The sequence below is a fragment of the Agrococcus sp. Marseille-Q4369 genome (genome assembly GCF_018308945.1).
GTDB lineage: Bacteria > Actinomycetota > Actinomycetes > Actinomycetales > Microbacteriaceae > Agrococcus.
The window spans coordinates 1,038,282-1,054,922 of record NZ_CP070501.1 but is presented as its reverse complement, the minus strand read 5'-3'; the positions used below and the strand labels follow the sequence as shown (position 1 = coordinate 1,054,922).

At 73.3% G+C, this 16,641-nt stretch carries 15 protein-coding genes and 1 pseudogene; 8 read left to right on the top strand and 8 right to left on the bottom strand.

The features are described 5' to 3' along the window. Nucleotides 1-117: 117 nt before the first annotated feature. Entirely contained in the window at nt 118-1,767 is a 1,650-nt protein-coding gene (locus JSQ78_RS05320) for a transposase (protein ID WP_211449973.1), read from the top strand. Between the two features lie 126 nt (nt 1,768-1,893). Here JSQ78_RS05320 and JSQ78_RS05310 read toward each other — a convergent pair. The 5 genes and pseudogenes from JSQ78_RS05310 to JSQ78_RS05290 form a co-directional block, all read right to left on the bottom strand. Then, a pseudogene (locus JSQ78_RS05310) lies at nt 1,894-3,108 on the bottom strand (HNH endonuclease signature motif containing protein); the annotation flags it as partial. Nucleotides 3,109-3,262: 154 nt separating this feature from the next. Further along, a complete protein-coding gene (locus JSQ78_RS05305; protein WP_211449971.1) occupies nt 3,263-4,180 on the bottom strand; it encodes a glycine betaine ABC transporter substrate-binding protein in 918 nt (305 codons plus the stop codon). 64 nt (nt 4,181-4,244) lie between these two features. Then, nucleotides 4,245-5,195 carry an ABC transporter permease gene (locus tag JSQ78_RS05300; RefSeq protein WP_211449969.1) on the bottom strand — a complete coding sequence of 317 codons (951 nt, stop codon included), beginning with the start codon at nt 5,193-5,195 and terminating at the stop codon, nt 4,245-4,247. Further along, nucleotides 5,185-6,522 (bottom strand): quaternary amine ABC transporter ATP-binding protein, encoded by a 1,338-nt coding sequence (locus tag JSQ78_RS05295; RefSeq protein ID WP_211450526.1) that lies wholly within the window; start codon nt 6,520-6,522, stop codon nt 5,185-5,187. Before JSQ78_RS05295 ends, JSQ78_RS05300 begins: the two co-directional genes overlap by 11 nt. Nucleotides 6,523-6,850: 328 nt before the next feature. Then, entirely contained in the window at nt 6,851-7,489 is a 639-nt protein-coding gene (locus JSQ78_RS05290) for a 3'-5' exonuclease (protein ID WP_211449967.1), read from the bottom strand. A 76-nt stretch (nt 7,490-7,565) separates the two neighbouring features. Here JSQ78_RS05290 and JSQ78_RS05285 point away from each other — a divergent pair, with 76 nt between their 5' ends. Further along, nucleotides 7,566-7,919, top strand: coding sequence for an SseB family protein (locus JSQ78_RS05285; RefSeq protein WP_211449966.1), 354 nt, complete (start codon nt 7,566-7,568; stop codon nt 7,917-7,919). On the opposite strand, the gene JSQ78_RS05280 is transcribed toward JSQ78_RS05285, so the two are convergent. Both JSQ78_RS05280 and JSQ78_RS05275 read right to left on the bottom strand, forming a co-directional pair. Then, the gene (locus JSQ78_RS05280) at nt 7,916-8,245 is read right to left on the bottom strand and encodes a hypothetical protein (RefSeq protein WP_211449964.1); all 330 of its coding nucleotides are present in this window, start codon (nt 8,243-8,245) and stop codon (nt 7,916-7,918) included. The genes JSQ78_RS05285 and JSQ78_RS05280 overlap by 4 nt on opposite strands. Nucleotides 8,246-8,264: 19 nt before the next feature. Then, nucleotides 8,265-8,723 carry a DUF3515 family protein gene (locus JSQ78_RS05275; protein WP_208063649.1) on the bottom strand — a complete coding sequence of 153 codons (459 nt, stop codon included), beginning with the start codon at nt 8,721-8,723 and terminating at the stop codon, nt 8,265-8,267. A gap of 153 nt (nt 8,724-8,876) precedes the next feature. Here JSQ78_RS05275 and thiL point away from each other — a divergent pair, with 153 nt between their 5' ends. Continuing rightward, entirely contained in the window at nt 8,877-9,869 is a 993-nt protein-coding gene (gene thiL, locus JSQ78_RS05270; protein WP_211449962.1) for a thiamine-phosphate kinase, read from the top strand. Nucleotides 9,870-9,887: 18 nt separating this feature from the next. Here thiL and rsmD read toward each other — a convergent pair whose 3' ends face one another. Then, on the bottom strand, nt 9,888-10,460 hold the full coding sequence (rsmD, locus tag JSQ78_RS05265; protein ID WP_249295937.1) for a 16S rRNA (guanine(966)-N(2))-methyltransferase RsmD: 573 nt from the start codon (nt 10,458-10,460) through the stop codon (nt 9,888-9,890). 71 nt (nt 10,461-10,531) lie between these two features. On the opposite strand from rsmD, the gene JSQ78_RS05260 reads away from it, so the two are divergent. The 5 genes from JSQ78_RS05260 (at nt 10,532) to JSQ78_RS05240 (ending at nt 16,618) form a co-directional block, all read left to right on the top strand. Then, a complete protein-coding gene (locus JSQ78_RS05260) occupies nt 10,532-12,727 on the top strand; it encodes an ATP-dependent DNA helicase RecG (RefSeq protein WP_249295935.1) in 2,196 nt (731 codons plus the stop codon). Between the two features lie 535 nt (nt 12,728-13,262). Further along, nucleotides 13,263-13,745, top strand: coding sequence for a pantetheine-phosphate adenylyltransferase (gene coaD, locus JSQ78_RS05255; RefSeq protein ID WP_211449958.1), 483 nt, complete (start codon nt 13,263-13,265; stop codon nt 13,743-13,745). Further along, nucleotides 13,742-14,536 (top strand): coenzyme F420-0:L-glutamate ligase, encoded by a 795-nt coding sequence (gene cofE / locus JSQ78_RS05250; protein WP_211449957.1) that lies wholly within the window; start codon nt 13,742-13,744, stop codon nt 14,534-14,536. Before coaD ends, cofE begins: the two co-directional genes overlap by 4 nt. After that, on the top strand, nt 14,526-15,506 hold the full coding sequence (locus JSQ78_RS05245) for an AAA family ATPase (protein ID WP_211449955.1): 981 nt from the start codon (nt 14,526-14,528) through the stop codon (nt 15,504-15,506). Before cofE ends, JSQ78_RS05245 begins: the two co-directional genes overlap by 11 nt. Then, complete coding sequence (locus JSQ78_RS05240) at nt 15,506-16,618, top strand: DUF58 domain-containing protein (protein WP_211449953.1); 1,113 nt, start codon at nt 15,506-15,508, stop codon at nt 16,616-16,618. Before JSQ78_RS05245 ends, JSQ78_RS05240 begins: the two co-directional genes overlap by 1 nt. Nucleotides 16,619-16,641 lie beyond the last annotated feature (23 nt).

Genomic DNA, 16,641 nt, shown 5'->3' with positions numbered 1-16,641 from the left:
GCGGGCTGGAGCTCGGGCACGATGCGCCATTGGCCGGGCCGCGGTCCTGCTCGCTCGACTCGCAGTCGGCCGGCGTGGATCTCGTGGTGGTGGTAGCTGCAGACGAGAGGCTGTCGCATGAATGGCGTGCCTGCGTGGGTCTGCGGAGGGGTCGCGGGAGAATGGGTCATGGCCGTGAACGTGCGCTCTGGGGATCTCGATCAGCTGTTCCTGATGCCGCCGTCGGTGCGGGATTGGCTCCCTGAAGACCACCTCGCGTTCTTCGTGCTGGACACGGTCGCGGAGCTCGATCTCACAGCGTTCTACGCGTCGTACCCGGCCGATGGTCGCGGCGGCGCGGTCTACGATCCGGCGCTGATGCTGGGCGTGTTGCTCTACGCCTATTGCACCGGCGAGCGCTCCTCTCGGCGCATCGAGCGGAAGCTGGTCGAGGACGTCGCCTACCGCGTGCTGGCGGTGAACCAGACGCCGGATCACGCGACGCTGGCGCGGTTCCGATCCCGGCACCAGGAGGCGATCGCGGCGCTGTTCGGGCAGGTGCTCGGGCTCTGCGTGAAGGCGGGGATCGTCGATGCGGGGATGATCGCGATCGACGGGACGAAGATCGCCGCGGACGCGTCGTTCTTCGCGAACCGCTCGCGCGAGGATCTCGCCGCCGAGATCCTCGACGAGGCGGAGCAGACCGACGCGGCCGAGGACGCCCTGTTCGGCGATCGCCGCGGCGACGAGCTGCCCGCGGCATGGTCCGGCGGCCGGGACCGGCGCGAGCGGATTCGGGCCGCGCTGGACGAGCTGGAGCGGGAGAAGGCGCGCGACTACGAGTCGCGGGTCGCGGAGCGGGAGCGGAAGGAGGCCGCTTCAGGCAAGCAACTGACCGGCCCGAAACCGCGGCCCGACACGGCGCGGCGGGCGAAGCCGCGACGGGCGAACACCACCGACCCGCACTCGCGGATCATCCCGAACACCGGGCGCGGCGCGATGCAGGGCTACAACGCGCAGACCGCGGCGACCGCGGGCGGCCAGATCGTGGTCGCCGCCGAGGTCACCGTCACCACCAATGACCAGCCGCACTTCGTGCCGATGGCGACCGCGGTCACCGAGAACCTCGCCGACGCCGGCCACGACGAGCCGGTCGGCACGTTCGTCGCCGACGCCGGCTACTGGACCGCCGCGAACGGCACCGCCGATGTCGGCGCCGAGGTGCTGATCGCGACGAAGAAGCCCGCCGATCACCGCGCCGAGCGACCCGACGACCACAAGCTGTCAGTGCTGGCGAAGGTCAACCGGGGCGAGCTCTCCCAGCGCAAGGCGGGCGAGATCCTCGGCGTCTCCTACACGTGGGTCGGCGACATGACCAAGCGCTACTTCGGCAAGGACGGACCTCGAGCTGGGCGCGCTGCGGAACCGACGCCGGCTGAATGGCTGCCCGTGATCGAGCGCCTGAATCGCGGCGAGATCAACAAGCGAGAAGCCGCCGGCGAGCTCATGGTCTCAGGCACCCGGATCAACTCCATGCTCGCCCACGTCCGCGGCGAGGCCGTCGAACCGTCGATCGCGAGGGCCGTGATGGACGAGAAGCTCGCCGAGCCACGCGGCTCCGCCCTCTACGCCCAGCGCCAGCACACGATTGAACCGGTCTTCGGCAACATCAAGGGCAACCTCGGCTACCGACGATTCACCCGCCGAGGCCTCGACGCAGTCCAGAGCGAATGGCGCCTCATCTGCGCCGCACACAACCTCCTGAAGCTGCGCACCGCAGGGGCATAGCTGCCCGGCGGGCACGCCCCGCGCGCTCGCAGCGACTGCCGATACCCGTCGCCGTCGACCCGGACGACATTCGCGCGACAGCCTCACGAGGATGCCGTTGTCGATGTCGGTCTTGCCGCCGAGCTGCCAGGGGATGATGTGGTGCGCTTCGCACCAGGCGACGGGCATGCCGCAGCCGGGCACGCGGCAGCCCTTGTCGCGCTTGGCGAGCGCGCGCTTCTGCGCCCGCGTGAACAGGCGCTTCGCGCGGCCGAGCCAGAGCGGGTGCCCGTCCTCGTCGACGATCAGCGTGTGGGTGTCGGCGAAGCAGAGCAGCTGGTCGATGCCCTGGATGGGGGTGAGGCTGCCGGTGTGCTCGATCGTGAGCGTGCAATCGGTGCTGGCGAGGCCCTGCACGTGCGCGCTGTAGGCCTCGACGGTGCCGGTGAGGAACAGCACGGGCGGTTCGCCGCCGGCGAGCGGCGCGTCGCCGGAGGCGGCGTACGCGCTCACGGCGGCGATGAGCGCGTCGTGCGCCTTCTGCTCGGGGGTGCGGTCGTCGAGCGAGCCCTCGGCGTCGCAGTCGGTGCCGTCGCAGCCGCCCTTCGCGCAGCGCTCGTCGTGGAAGGCGACCTTCACGCGCGGGCCGCCCCACGCATCCGTGAACGCCTTGACCTTCGAGCCATCCTCGGCGGGGGAGCGGATGATCGTCAGCCATGACCCGTCGGGCTGCTGCCGGATGCGCAGCGACCGCAGCGCCCGCTGCTTCTCGTCGTTCGGCAGCACACCGTCGGGGTCGAGGATCGCGACGCAGCGGCGAGCGAGCACCGTCAGCTGCTCGGGCGGCAGCGGCATGGCCGGATCGGTCGCGTGCCGCACGAGCGTCTGCTCGGCGAGCGCGAGCTGCGCGAGATCCGCGCGGGCCGCGGCCGGATCGAGCGTCGTCAGGATCGCGTGCGCTTGCGCGAACGACAGCTCCGCGTCGGCGAGCGCGGCCGCGATGGCCGGGTACCTCGCGGCGATCTCGGCGCCGGTGAGGCCGAGCGAGGCGGAGGTCGCGCGGGCCATGACGAGCAGCTCGAGCGCTCGACCGGGCCGCACGCCGAACGCGCGCCCGACCGCCTCCTTCGCGTGCCGCGCGCCGAGCACCAGCGACAGCGGCTCGTCGGTCGGGCCCTGCGAGCGCTCCTCGACCTCGTGCGCCAGCCGCACCTGCAGCGACTCAGTCACCCGCGACAGCTCGGCGACACAGCCGAGGATCTCGACGATCTCGCCGGTCGACGCTCGAGGGAACGACGGAGCATCCGCGAGCAGCGCGCGAGCGGCCTCGACCGCCGCTCCTGCCCGCTCGGTGCTCGACATCGCTGCCTCCCTTGCGAGGAGGGTAGATGGGGCCACCCACATCCACTCCCGACCTCGTTGCGAGGAGCGTAGGGGAGGCCGCCCACACGCGGTGCCCGCACGACGGAGGCCCCGCATCCATCACCTGGATGCGGGGCCTCGCGTGCTCGCGCGACTACTCGGTCGCGGTGAGCGAGTCGACGTACTCCTGGTTCTCGCTGATCCAGGTGGCGACGACCTCGGGGTAGTCGCTCTGCGACGCATCGCTGTTGAACATCGCGTTCTCGAGCGAGAAGAGCAGCTCCGAGTCCATCTCGAACGCCTGCAGCCAGGCGGTGAGCTGCGGGAAGTCCTCCTCGAAGCCCGTGCGGGCGATCGAGTGGATGCCCTCGGCGGCGCCGAGCGTGCCCTCCGGGTCCTCGAGGTCGCGGATCGCGAACTCGTCGTAGGCCCAGTGCGGGCGCCACAGCGTCACGACGATGTTCTCGCCGGCGTCGATCGCGCCGCTGAGCTCGGCGAGCATCGCGGGGGTCGACGACGTGACGAACTCCATGCCCTCGAGGCCGTAGGTCGGGATGACGCTGTCCTGCGTCGCGCCGGTGAGGCCCGCGCCCGGCTCGATGCCGACGATGCGGTTGCCGAACGCGTCGGCGTTGTCGGCGAGCTCCGCGATCGACGTGATCGGCGCATCCTCGTTGACCGCGAGGGTCAGCACGGCGTCGTCGTTCCACGAGCCGAGGTCGACGAGGTCGTCGCCGAACTCGGTCATGTAGTCGGCGTGGGTCATCGGCAGCCAGCCGTCGAGCGTCACGTCGTAGTCGCCGCCCGCGACGCCCGCGAAGACGGGGCCCGCGTCGGCGTACTCGAGCTCGACGTCGTAGCCCTGCTCCTCGAGGATCGCCTCCCACAGGTAGGAGACGGCCTCGCCCTCGGGCCAGCCGTTGAAGACGCCGATCGTCAGGTCGGTCTGGTCGCTCGTCGCGGCGGCGTCGCCCTCGGGCGCCTCCGCCTCGGAGCCGCTCGACGCGCAGCCGGCCAGAGCCAGCGCTCCGACGGCAGCGACGGCCGTCGCGCGGATGAATCGCTTGTGCATGCTGTGTCCTCTCTCGTTCCGTATCTTCCGTCCGTCAGCGGCCGCCTGCGCGGCCGCCGAAGTCTCAGCGGCCGCTGCCGGCCGGTGCCGTCTCGACGGTCGTCACGGCGGCGACGTCGTGCGGCGATGGTGCGCTCGGGGCTGCGCTGCGCCGGCGCGACCGCAGCTTCGCGACGGGGCTGTGCGCCTGCAGGCTGCCGAGCGCGTTCGTCACGCGGTCGAGCACGATCGCGAGGGTCACGACCGACAGGCCCGCCTCGAACCCGAGTCCCACGTCGATGCGCTGCAGCGCCTGCACGATGTCCTGCCCGAGGCCGCCGGCGCCGACCATCGCCGCGATGACGACCATCGAGAGCGACAGCATGATGATCTGGTTGACGCCCGTCATGATCGTCGGCAGCGCGAGCGGCAGCTGGATCTGGCGCAGGATGCGGCCGGGGGAGGCGCCGAAGGCGGCACCGGCCTCGACGATCTCGCGGTTGACGCCGCGGATGCCGAGCTCGGTCAAGCGCACGCCGGGCGCCATCGCGAACGCGATGGTCGCGATGATGCCGGGCACGACGCCGATGCCGAACAGGATGATCGCCGGGATCAGGTAGACGAACGCGGGCATCGTCTGCAGGAAGTCGAGCACGGGTCGGATGATCGCCGAGACGGTGTCGGAGCGCGCCGCCCAGATGCCGAGCGGGATGGCGAGCAGGAGCGCGAGGAGCGCCGCGACGACCGTGAGCGCGAGCGTCGCCATCGCGTTGTCCCACTGGTCGACGAGCACGATGACGACGAGCCCGAGCACCGTGCCCACACCCATCCGCCATCCCCGCACGAGGAGGGCGATGAGCGCGAGCACGACGATCATGACGATCGCGGGCGGCTCCGTGAACGCCATCTCGACGACGTCGAAGACGCCGCCGACGACCGTGCGGATCACGTCGAAGAGCACGGCGAGGTTGTCGGTGATCCAGTCGACGCCGGTCTCGACCCAGTCGCCGAGCGGCAGGCGGATGTCATCGAGCATCGCGCACCTCCTGTCCATCGAAGCGAGCACTCGCATCGTCGAGGGTCTGGGCGACGAGCGCCGGGTCGAGCGCGGGCGGCAGGTCGACGATCGCCATCTCCGACGTCTCGGTCGGCACGTTGCCGAGCGCCGCGAGCAGCATGACGCGCGGGATGACCCCGAGCAGGCGGTCGCCGCCGTCGACGACCGCGATCGGCAGGCCGCTCGTGACGGCGAGCTCCGGCAGCTCGGCGAGGCTCGTGTCGGGCGAGACGCGGTGCACGTCGGCGTCGACGAGCGGGCGCAGCTCGCGGTGCCCGCGCTGCACGGCGCGCAGCACGTCGCGGTCGCGCACGGCACCGAGCACGGTGCGGCCCGGCCCCGTGACGAGGAGGGTCGAGCTCTGCACGTCGCGCATCGCGCGGAGCGCGCCGCGCGGCCCGACGGTGGCGGGCACGGATGCGGCGGGCGGCTCCATCACGCTCGCTGCGGTGAGCACGCGGGTGCGATCGACGTCCTGCACGAACTGCGCGACGTAGTCGTTCGCGGGGTCGGTGAGGATCTCCTCGGGCGTGCCGATCTGCACGATGCGGCCGTCGCGCATGACGGCGATGCGGTCGCCGAGGAACATCGCCTCGTTGAGGTCGTGGGTGATGAAGACGATCGTCTTGCCGAGCTCGGCCTGCAGCTCGACGAGCTGCTCCTGCATCTCGCGGCGGATGAGCGGGTCGAGCGCGCTGAACGCCTCGTCCATGAGCAGCACGGGGGTGTCGGCGCAGAGGGCGCGGGCGATGCCGACGCGCTGCTGCATGCCGCCGGAGAGCTCGCTCGGGAACCGCTCCTCCCAGCCGGAGAGCCCGACCCGGCGGACGACGTCGCGCGCGAGCTCGAGCCGGCGCTCGCGGTCGACGCCCTGGATCTCAAGTCCGTAGGCGACGTTGTCGAGCACCGTGCGGTGGGGCAGGAGCGCGAAGTGCTGGAAGACCATCGAGACCTGCGAGCGGCGCACGGCGCGCAGTCGCTTCGCGTCGATGCCGGTCACGCGCTCGCCGGCGATCTCGACGGTGCCGTGCGTGGCGTCGAGCAGGCCGTTGAGCATGCGGATGAGCGTCGACTTGCCGGAGCCCGAGAGCCCCATCACGACGAAGATCTCGCCGCGTCGCACCTCGAAGGAGGCGTCGATGACGGCGGCGGTGCCGAGCTTGGCGACGTCCTCTCGCGAGGCGCCGGCGGCGAGGCGGTCGGCGGCCTCGAGGCCCCGGCGGCCGAACACCTTCGTGAGGTGCTCGACGCGCACGGCGATGTCGTCGGCGCCACGGGTCTCGTCGGCACCCCCGGGGCGCGCGATCACTTGCGGTTCGGTCACGGTCACTCCTGCCACGCCGCGAGGGCGTTCAGTCGAGGACGGGTGCCACCGCGCCGGCGGTGTGTCGTCTGCCGTCCATCGACGACGGAGGTCGTCTGCGAAGCGGCACCATACGCTCGTCGACAGCTGGGGAGCCGACGGTCGCGTCCATTCGGAAGGGCGGCCAGCCGTGGCCACCGCGGATCGACGTTACCCCAGGGCAGTAGAAGAGCTACGGGGCGCCGGCGCCGACTTCCGCAGGATCACGCGGATCTCGACCGATCCTCACCGTCGAAATGTGATGGTTTCGTTATAGCGAGGCCTCGCCGAACTACTGCCACCACGGCCGCTCGCGCTGCGCCGCGCGCCGTGCCGCCTCGAGCTCGGCGAGCTCCTCGTGGCGCTCACCGATCTCGTGCACGGCCGACATGCAGCGCTTGACGAGCGCGTCGAGATCGTCGAGCTCGTGCCGCTTCGCGGCGCCGATCACGATCGCCGCGCACGCCTCGGCATCGCCGCCCGCGTCGTGGTGGCGGAAGTCGTCGAAGCCCGCCGCGAGCGCCGCGACCGGCAGCCGGTACGACTCGAGCGCGAAGGTCTTGCGGGCGATGCGCAGCGAGTCGGTCCAGCGCATGTCGGGCACCGGCAGCCGCGCGGCCTTCGCTGCCGCGCGCATGACGCCCTTGTCGAAGCCGGCGTTGTGGGCGACGTAGACGTCGTCGCCGCCGAACTCGAGGATGAGCCGCTGCGCCTCGGCCCAATCGGGCGCATCCAGCACCTGGTGGGCGTGGATGCCGTGGATGCGCGTGTTCCACTCCCAGAACTCATCGTGCGGGAAGGAGGGCTGGATGAGCGTCGAGAAGCGGTCGACGATGAGGCCGTCCCGCACCTTCACGAGGCCGACCGCGCACGCGGAGGCCGCGCTGCCGTTGGCGGTCTCGAAGTCGATTGCCGTGAAGTCGAGCGCCATGTGACCAGTCTCCCAGCCGCCACCGACATGCTTTCCCGACCCACGGCATCCGCCCCCCGTCTGCCAGCATGGATGCGTGGCCAACCCGACGCTCGACGCCCTGCACGACATCGATGCGACCGATCACGCCGGCGCGTGGGCGGTCGTGCGCGACGCCGAGCTCGTCGTGCCCGCGGTCGTCGAGAACCCGCGCGACCCGGGCTCCGGCCGGTTCCTCGTCGTGCCGCACGGCGAGCTGCAGCTCGTCGTCGCGTTCACGTCGACGAAGCGCATCGGCGGCTTCGTCACCAAGACGCGCCGGCACCTGAAGCTCACGGGTGCCGAGCTCGCCGCGGCCATCCCGAAGGGGCACGCGATCGTGCTCGACCCCGGGCATGACGACGGCCGCGTCTTCCTGCCCGACGTGCTCGCGACCGACGCGGTTTCCTAGTCCAGCCGCTCCTCGATCACGGCGCGGACGCGCTCGAGGTCGGCGCCATCCTCGAAGCGCGCCCACCGGTCCAGGTGCGCGACGACCCAGCGCCAGTGCTCGCGCTGCAGCACGATCGCCAGCATCCGATCCGCCGGAGGCCAGCCGAGCGCGTCATGCTCGTCGGCGAAGGCGGCGGATGCGCGCCAGCCGGCATCGCGCACGCACGCGCTCGTGGTCACCGAGCCGATGTCGAGACCCACCGCATCAGTGGCTGCGCTGTTGTCGGCGCACGCGTCGACGAGCTGCCAATCGCGCACAGGTAGCTCGATCTGCACGTAGTCCATCGGCGGCGGTCCCGATCGCTCAGGTGCACTCGCCGGTGCGCTCGATGCGGTCGACCGCGTTCGAGACGCCCTCGAGCGCGGTCACCGCGCTCACGACGTTCGTGTCGATGACCACCTCCGTCGCGGGCGAGCGGCCGTAGCTCACGAACGTCCAGACGTTCTCCTCCTGCGCGACCTCGAGCCAGTCGACGGGGCCGACCTGGATGCAGCGGTTCGCCGACGGCGCCGGTTCGGGCATGCCGCAGCGCAGGGTCACCGCGCTCGGGTCGCCCCACGCGGCCGTCGCTTGCGACGTCGTGTCGCGACGCTCGAGCGGCTCCGGGAGGCTCGCGTCGCCGAGCTGCTCGGGGAGCGAGACCGACACGCGCGCGCACCCGGGGTCGGATGCGTCGTCGGCGGCCGGGAGCGTCACCGCGCGAGCGCAGCCGGTGAGCGCGAGGAGCGCAGCGGCGGCGGCAGCGAGGGGGAGGAGGCGCACCCCTCGAGCCTACCGAGGGCGCGGCGGGCGCCGCCCGGCGCGGCACCGCCACCGCCGGACCTTCCCACCGAACGGGACCTGGTGCACCGGGTCCCGCGGGGTGGAAGGGGTCCCGCGAGGAGCTGATCGGACTTCCCGGCTAGCGTTGCCGGCATGGACGACGTGACGCTGGCCGACGTCGGCGAGCTCGAGGCGCTCCGCCGCTTCCTGCCGCTGCTCCCGGCGGGCGACGCGACGATCGTCGGCCCCGGTGACGACGCCGCGGTCGTGTGCGCGCCCGACGGCCGCTTCGTCGTCACGACCGACACGATGCTCGAGGGCGCAGACCTCCGGCTCGACTGGTCGGGATGGCACGACCTCGGCTGGAAGGCGGTCGCCTCGAACCTCGCCGACATCGCCGCGATGGGCGCCGTGCCCACTTCGCTCGTCGTGGCGCTCGCGGTGCCGCGCGCGACGCGCGTGGCCGACCTCGAGCTGTTCGCGGAGGGCCTCGCCGACGGCATCGCCGCGATGGCTCCCGGCTGCGGCATCGTCGGCGGCGATCTCGGCACCGCCGAGCGCGTCACGATCGCGGTGACGGCGTTCGGCGACATGCGGGGCGCGGATGCGGTGCTCCGCTCGGGCGCGCGGGCGGGCGACCGCGTGTGCGCCGTCGGCACGCTCGGCATGTCGGCGACGGGCCTCGGCCGCCTGCTCGCGGCGAGCGACGCGGCGGGCGGCACGCTCGAGCCCGGCGCCGCTCGGCGCCTCGCCGCCGACGATGCGACCGTGCGCATCCACCTCGCCCCGACCGCGCCCGTCGCGGCGGGGGCCGCACTCGCGGCGATGGGCGCCACCGCGATGCTCGACGTCTCCGACGGCCTCGCGCTCGACGCCGCCCGCGTGGCCCGCGCATCCGCCGCCCGCATCGCGCTCGAGGGCGCCGCCGTCGACGCGCTCGCGGCCAGGCTGGCCATCGACCGCGACGCGGTGCTCTACGGGGGCGAGGACCACGCGCTGCTCGTCACGCTGCCCGCGGGCATCGACCTCCCGGCCGAGGTCGAGGGCGCGCCGCTGACCGAGCTCGGCGTCGTCGAGGCCGGCGAGGGGGTCACGCTCGACGGTGCGCCGCTCGAGCCCCGCGGCTGGGACCCCTACCGCGCCTGACGACCGGCGCGCCGAGGCTCAGGCGTCGGCGCTCGTGCCCGCCGTCGCGAGGTAGTGCAGCGTCGTGTCGCCGTAGTCGCGCGCCCGCTCGAGCACGAGGTCGCCCGGCAGGTCGAGGTCGCCCGAGCGCTTCGACTGCTCGACGACGACGACCGCGGGGTGCGAGAGCAGCGGCGCGAGCGTCGCGAGCACGAAGCCGAGCTCGGCCGGCGGCAGGTCGTAGGGCGGGTCGATGAAGACGAGGTCGAACTGCCGCCCCGAGCGCTGCAGGAACTGCGCGACCGACACCGGCTCGACGACCGCGCGCGCCGCGCCCGCCTTCGCGACCGCCGCGGCGTTCCGCTCCGCGACCTTCGCCGCCGCGCGGTCGCGCTCGACGAGCACGACCGACTCCGCGCCCCGGCTCGCGGCCTCGAGCCCGAGCGCGCCCGAGCCGGCGTAGAGGTCGAGCACGTTCGCGCTGTCGCACAGCCCGCGCGCGTCGAGCGCGCTGAAGATCGCCTCGCGCACGCGCTCCGCCGTCGGGCGCGTGCCCCGCAGCGGCACGTGCAGCCGCAGCCCGCCCGCGAGCCCTCCGATGATGCGCGTCACGGACACATCCTGACGCATGGGGACTGGGGGATGCGCCGGGGCGCGTGGGCGGGAGCGCCTACCCTGGGCGAGTGGTGTCGAAGGCAGCCGGCGGAGCGCTCCCCGAGGGGCTCGAGCGCCCGCTCGAGCGGCTGCTCGGGAAGGCGCAAGCGGGGAAGCTGCATCGCGCGTTCGGGCTCGAGACGGTCGGCGACCTGCTCTGGCACCTCCCGCGCCGCTACGCGAAGCGCGGCGAGCTCACCGAGCTGCGGAGCCTCGTGCCCGGGGAGCACGTCACCGTCGTCGCGAAGGTGCGGAGCGTCGAGACGCGCGACCTGCAGCGCGACGCGCGCGGCCGCCCGCGCAGCCTCACGAGCATCACGATCACCGACGGCTCGAGCGAGCTCGAGCTCGCGTTCTTCAACCAGGCGTGGCGGAAGGCCGAGCTGCACCAGGGCGTCACCGCGCTCTTCTCCGGTGTCGTCGGCGACTACAAGGGCAAGCGGCAGCTGACCCACCCCGACTACGAGCTCTTCGACGAGGAGGCGGGCGTCGACGCCGAGCGCTGGGCGCAGCAGCCCGTGCCGATCTATCCCGCGACCCAATCGCTCGCGACGACGAAGATCCAGGCGATGGTCGCGCAGGCGCTCGACTCGCTCGACGTCGTGCGCGACCCCGTGCCCGCCGAGGTGCGCGCCGAGCACCGGCTGATGTCGCTGCTCGAGGCGCTCCGCATGGCGCACCAGCCCGAGACCGAGCAGGACGCCTACCGCGCCCGCCACTCGCTCGCGTGGCAGGAGGCGTTCCTGCTGCAGACCTACCTGCTCGCCACCCGCGACTGGTTCGACACCCTCCCGACCCAGCCGAGGCATCCGGGTGCCCTGCTCGAGCGCTTCGACGCGGGCCTGCCGTGGCAGCTCACGGACGACCAGCGCGCGGCGGGCGATGCGATCGCGGCCGATCTCGCGAGCGGCACCGCGATGCACCGGCTCGTGCAGGGCGAGGTCGGCTCGGGCAAGACGGTCGTGGCGACGCGCGCGATGCTCACGGTCGCCGAGTCGGGCGGTCAGGCGGCGCTCCTCGCACCCACCGAGGTGCTCGCGGTGCAGCACCTCCGCTCGATCGTGCGCTCGCTCGGTCCCGAGCTCGCCGCCCAGCTGCAGCCGACGCTCCTCACCGGCCAGATGCCCGCCGCCGACCGCAAGCGCGCGGCGCTCGCGATCGCGGCGGGGTCGGCGCGCATCGTCGTCGGCACGCACGCGCTGCTGAGCGAGCGCACGACCTTCGCCGAGCTCGCGCTCGTCGTCATCGACGAGCAGCACCGCTTCGGCGTCGCCCAGCGCGAGGCGCTGCGCGCGAAGGGCATCCACCCGCACACGCTCGTTCTCACCGCGACGCCGATCCCGCGCACGATCGCGATGACCGCGTTCGGCGACCTCGACGTCTCGACCATCCGATCGCTCCCCGCGGGCCGCAGCCCGATCAAGACGTTCGTCGTCGATCCCGTCGAGCGCCCCGCGCACTTCGGGCGCGTGTGGTCGCGGATGCGCGAGGAGCTCGACGCCGGCCGGCAGGCGTTCGTCGTCTGCCCGGCGATCTCGCCCGGCAAGCTCGAGGGCATCGACCGGAGCGACGACGAGGCGGATGCGTCGGCGGGCACGAGGCCGCTGCCTCCCGTCGACGACGTGGTGACGACGCTCGCGCGGCTGCGTGAGCGGCCGGAGCTGCGGGGCAAGGTGCTCGCGCAGCTCACCGGGGCCGACACGACGGAGCAGAAGGACGCGGTCATGCGCGCGTTCCGCGATCGCGAGATCGACGTGCTCGTCGCGACGACCGTCATCGAGGTCGGCGTCGATGTGCCGAACGCGACGATGATGGTCGTGCTCTCGGCCGATCGCTTCGGCGTCTCGCAGCTGCACCAGCTGCGCGGCCGCGTCGGCCGCGGCGAGCACGCGGCGCTGTGCATGCTCGTCTCCTCGGTCGATCCCGAGAGCACCGCTCGCGAGCGGCTCGAGGCGGTCGCCTCGACCCTCGACGGCTTCGAGCTCGCCGAGGTCGACCTCGAGCAGCGCGGCGAGGGCGACGTGCTCGGCGCCGCGCAGTCGGGCGGCCGCAGCGGGCTCAAGGTGCTCCGGGTCGCGCGCGACGCGGGCATCATCGAGGCCGCGCGCGACGCCGCCCGCGCGGTGCTCGACGCCGACCCGAAGCTGCTCGCGAACCCGGCGCTGCGCCTCGCGGTCGACCGCCGGCTCGACCCCGACGCCCGCGCGGCGCTCGTGACGGCGTAGCGCCCGCTCCATGAACCGACGCGCGGCGGGCCGCTCCGCGGACGCCGCGTGGCGGGTCCGGGGCGGCGCATCGGGTCGGCGTCGTGCGACCGCGGCACGCGGCCTCCGCGATCGCATCGTGCGCGACTGCTCTCAGCAGCGACGGGACGCGCTTCCGCCGATTCGACCCAGACAAGCGGCGACTCGACCCGTTCCCGGCGACTCGACCGGTTCGGGCGGCGACTCGACCCCCTCTCGCCCGATCGACCGGTTCGGGCGGCGACTCGACCCGTTCCCGGCGACTCGACCGGTTCGGGCGGCGACTCGACCCCCTCTCGCCCAATCGACCTGCTGCAACGGCTCGGCTGGGAGAGAACGGGTCGCCTCGCCGCGGCACGTCGCTCCGCGGATCCCGCGCACCGTGTCGAGTTCGCGAGGCCGGTAGAGGTTCGCGAGCGATCGCGACCGAGCGACCCCGCCCATGCCGCGCCTATGCATCCCCGTCCTCGCACTCCGCGCGGCATCCGCGCACGCGTCTGCCTTATAGGCTGGCGACATGCCTCGCATCGCCGTCGTGCCCGGTTCGTTCGACCCTGTCACCCTGGGTCACCTCGACGTCATCGGGCGAGCCGCGAAGATCTTCGACGAGGTGCACGTCGTCGTCACGCACAACCCCGACAAGCACGCGTTCCTGCCGGTCGTCGAGCGCGAGGCGCTCATCGAGCGCTCGATCGAGGAGGCTCGCATCGAGGGCCAGATCCGCATCGCGAACTGGTCGATGGGCCTGCTCGTCGACTACTGCCAGCAAGTCGGCGCCGAGGTGCTCGTGAAGGGCATCCGCTCGTCGACCGACCTCTCGTACGAGACGCCGATGTCGATCGTGAACCGCAACCTCGCGGGCGTCGAGACGATCTTCATGCTCCCGAACCCCGAGAACGCGCACGTCTCGTCGAGCCTCGTGCGGCAGGTCTCGGAGCTCGGCGGCGACATCAGCCCCTACGTGCCGCGGGCGGTCGCGACCTTCCTGCAGTCGCGATGAGCGAGCCCGACCTCGAGCTGCGGGCCGTGCGGGGGATGGGCGAGATCCGTCCCGGCGACGACCTGCCGTCGCTCGTCGCCGATGCGATCGCGCCGCTCGAGCCGCGGGACGGCGACATCGTCGTCGTCACGAGCAAGGTCGTCTCGAAGGCCGAGGGACGCATCCGCCCCGCCGCCGAGCGCGAGCAGGCGATCACCGAGGAATCCGTGCGGCTCGTCGCCTCGCGCGCGTTCCCGGGCGGCATCACGCGCATCGTCGAGCACCGCACCGGCCTCGTGCTCGCCGCCGCGGGCGTCGACGCGTCGAACACCGACGACGGCACGATCCTGCTCCTCCCGGAGGACTCGGATGCGTCGGCTCGCGCGATCGCCGAGCGGCTGCGGTCGCGCTTCGGTGCCGAGATCGGCGTCGTCGTGAGCGACACGCTCGGCCGCGCGTGGCGCGTCGGGCAGACCGACGTCGCGATCGGCGCCGCCGGCATCCGCGTGCTCGAGCCGCTCGCGGGCGCGCTCGACGCGAACGGCAGGCCGCTCACCGTCACCGCCCCGGCGATCGCCGACGAGATCGCGGGCGCCGCCGACCTCGTCGCCGGCAAGGCCGACGGCGTGCCCGTCGTGCTCGTGCGCGGCCTCGGCCGGCACGTGACGGGGCTCGACGAGCCCGGCGCGACGCGGCTCGTGCGGCGCGAGGGCGACATGTTCCACCTCGGCTCCGACGAGGCCTACCGGCTCGGGCGCGAGGCGGGCAGGATCGACGCACTGGCAGAGGCGGGAGCGAGCCATGACGGCTGAGGAGCGCGAGGCGCGCGTGCTCGAGCACGTGCCCGACCTGCCGATGACCGCGGGGGAGCGCATCCAGCGCGCCGTGCAGAGCGTCATCTCGGGCAAGACCGACGAGATCCGCACCGTGCTCACGGTGCTGCTCGCCGAGGGGCACGTGCTGCTCGAGGACGTGCCGGGCGTCGGCAAGACGCAGCTCGCGCGCGCCTTCGCCGCCGCGATCGGCGGCACGGTGCGGCGCATCCAGTGCACGCCCGACCTGCTGCCGAGCGACATCACCGGCATGTCGGTGCTCGATCGCGCGAGCGGCGAGCTGCGCTTCCAGCCCGGCCCCGTCTTCGCGAACATCGTCATCGCCGACGAGATCAACCGCGCGAGCCCCAAGACGCAAGCGGCGCTGCTCGAGTGCATGGCCGAGGGGCAAGTGACGGTCGACGGCGTCACGCACCGGCTGCCGACGCCGTTCCTCGTCGTCGCGACGCAGAACCCCATCGACATGGAGGGCACGTACGCGCTGCCCGAGGCGCAGCGCGACCGCTTCATGGTGCGGCTCGAGCTCGGCTACCCCGACGAGGGCGCCGAGCTCGCGATGGTGCAGGCGCGCGAGACGGCGCAGCCGCTCGACGCGGTGCGGCCCGTGACGACCGACGCCCAGTTCTCGGCCGAGATCGCCGCCGCGCACGCCGTGCGTGCGCACGAGCTCGTCGAGCGCTATGCCGTGCGGCTCTCGCGAGCGACGCGCGAGCACCCCGACGTGCGCCTCGGCGCGAGCCCGCGCGCGACGCTCCAGCTCGTCCGGGCGGCGAAGGCGCGCGCCCACCTGCTCGGCCGCGACTGGCTCTCGCCCGACGACGTCAAGGCGCTCGCGGAGCACGTGCTGCCGCACCACCTCGTGATGCACGACCCGCGCGCCCGCCACGACGACGCGCGAGCGGTCGTCGCGCTCGCGATCGCCTCCACCGTCGCGCCCGTCATGCGCTGATGGCCGCGCGCACGGGCCGGGCCGCGAAGGATCGGTCGAGGTCGCGCCTCACCCCGCGCGGCTTCGTGCTCGTGCTCGCCGGGCTCGGCCTCGTGCTCGCCGCCTACTGGGAGCGGCAGGTCGTGCTGCTCGTGCCGGCGACGCTGTGCCTCGGCGTCGTCGCGCTCGGGCTGTGGTGGGCGATCGGCGCGGTCGGCCGCGTGCGGCTCGGCGTGCCCGGCGTCTTCGCCGAGGGGCAGTCGGCGGCGCTCCGGATCGTGGGGGATGCGCGGCAGGTCGGCGCGCGCTGGTCGACGTGGGCGCCGGGTCCCGAGCGCTTCCTGCTGCTCGAGGGAGACCTCGGCGAGCCGGCGCAGGCGTCGGTCGACCTCGGCGTGCATCCGCGCGGCCGCTGGCGGCTCGCGCCGGTCGAGGTGACGACCCTCGACCCGTTCCGCGTCGTGCGCACGACGCGCTCGATCGATCCGCGCGCGAGCCTCGTCGTCGGGCCGGAAGTGCTCTCGGTCGCCTCGAGCGAGCTGCGCTCGAACCGCACCGAGGGCCGGCTCGCGCAGTCGCGCACGGCCGACGAGGTCGACGCGATGGTGCGCGAGTGGCGGCCGGGCGACCCGCAGCGGCGCGTGCACTGGCGGCAGAGCGCGAAGCGCGGTGAGCTCATGGTGCGGCAGGAGGCGAACCCCGCGACCGACGACGACATCGTCGTCGTCGACACGGCGCGTGCCGCGGGGCACGGGCGCGACGCCGAGGACCGGCTCGCGCGCGCCGCGTGCTCGATCGCGCTCGCCCTCGCGGGCCGCGACCGCGCCGTGCAGGTGCGGGAGACGGGGGAGCCGTCGCTCCCGGGAGCCGACTGGCGCGACCTCCGCTCGGCGCTCGCGGCCTTCGCATCGTTCGAGGCGCACGCCGCCGACGAGCCGCGGCCGATGGACGCCGACGCCGCGCACGTCGTCGCGCTCGAGGAGTCGGCCCCCGAGGGCTGGTCGCTCTCGCCCGGCACCACGCTGTGGCTCGTCGCGCGGCCCGGCGACCCGCCGAGGCGCATCTCGGCCGGCTCGCGCGTCGCCGTCCACCGCTGGATCGACCGCGCCGGACCCGTGCGGGAGCTCGCGTGAGCGCCGCTGCCACCGGGCGGGTA